Raw genomic sequence first — 1,808 nt, 5'->3', positions numbered from 1 at the left:
CAAGATCCTTCAACTGATTATTTGTTTTTCTTGCTTCTACTGTTGTGCTTTTCTCAGGCCAAGCCCTTTTTCTTATAGCTTTCTTCTCCATTCTTCCCGCAGTTACCATAATCCCTCCTATTATTACACTTGACTATCCTAACGCCCTAAAAATAGGCTATTAAAACCTTGCCCTACACTAACTCTGATAATGAAACATTGAAAATAACCGCAAGCGTTGGATATGGGCTTATTTTCGTTATACACTGAATTTACCTTCACCATTCATTTTAATGTAAAGCTATTTTGCGTAATAAATTAATATTTAGAATTGTGCAAGTGTTTTTTTCGCTAAATAAGCGTTTTTTATTGGGTAACAGTCAATAAGATGCAAGAATACTTTCAGAAAACTTAAAATCTTTAAGTTTTATCACGTCTTCCCTCTTTGGGCTGGTTGAAATTAGATGAATTGGTACGCCTATTAATTCTTCCACTCTTCTTACATACTTTGTCAAATTTGCAGGTAACTCTCCAACCGACCTTTTGCCCTGGGTGTTTTCTTTCCAGCCAGGAAATTCTTCATATATCGGCTCTAATTCCCCATGTATTGAATGTGATGCGGGTAAATAATCATACATTTTTCCACGGCACTTATAACCAGTACATATCTTAATCGTGTCAAAAGAATCAAGAATATCCAGTTTAGTTAATATAATACTTGAAACTCCAGAGAGTTGTACTGCCTGGCGTACTAAAACTGCATCAAACCAACCGCAGCGCCTTTTTCTATTGCTCACTGTTCCAAGCTCCTTACCTATAGCAAATAAGCTATCCCCCACTTCATTTTTTTGCTCAGTAGGAAATGGACCGTTGCCCACTCTTGTTGTATAAGCTTTTGCCACACCGATAACATAGGTATTGGAAGACAATCCTGAGCCTGTTATTGCTTGCGATGCTACGGTATTGCTTGAAGTAACGAAAGGGTATGTCCCATGGTCAATATCTAGAAATGTGCCTTGAGCACCTTCAAATATTATTTTCTTACCTTCTTTTATAAGGTCATTCAATATTTTCCATACTGGCTTTTTGTATGGAAGAATCTTTTTCGAGATCTCCTCAATTTCCTTTAACATTTCTCCTTTTTTTACTGCCCGGCAGCCCAAACCCTGCCTGATAGCATTGAGTAACTCAGAAGTGTACCCACTTTTTTATTGAGCTCACCTGCGTTTTCTAAGTCACAAAGGCGTATAGCTCTTCTCCCAACTTTATCTTCATAACACGGCCCTATGCCTTTGTTTGTCGTGCCAATTTTGTGATTTCCGTTCAAATCTTCAAATAACTTTTCCTTGTCCTTATGTACACTAAGTATTAATGGGCAGCTTCCAGACACCATCAAATTGCTCGGGTTGATATCTATTCCTCTAGTTTTCAATGACTCTACTTCTGAGATCAAAGCATGTGAATCAAGAGCAACACCGTTTCCTATAACAGATATTTTGTCCGCTCTTAAAACAGCAGAAGGTAGTAAATTTAATTTATAAACCTCATCGCCTATTACTATAGTATGCCCTGCGTTATTCCCCCCTTGGAATCTCACAACTACGCCCACATTTTCAGAAAGATAATCTACTATTTTACCTTTTCCTTCATCGCCCCATTGTAGACCAACAATTACAATATTATTCATCAATATCTTCTGAATTAACATGTAAATATTAATGCAGTGCGCTATAAATGCAAGAGACTTCTTGCATAACAAACTTTAACACAAACAAAAAAACCCTTGACAACCCCCGCCAATCTTATTATCATGCTACTAAGGATATTTC

At 37.2% G+C, this 1,808-nt stretch carries 1 pseudogene; it reads right to left on the bottom strand.

Annotated features, from left to right (window positions below):
- Positions 1-359: 359 nt before the first annotated feature.
- Positions 360-1,666, bottom strand: a pseudogene (locus HET73_RS07245) (adenylosuccinate synthase).
- Positions 1,667-1,808: the final 142 nt, after the last annotated feature.

It is taken from the genome of Wolbachia endosymbiont of Atemnus politus, assembly GCF_013309895.1.
Note: the sequence above shows the minus strand (reverse complement) of the source record. Positions and strands in the feature narration are given on the sequence as shown.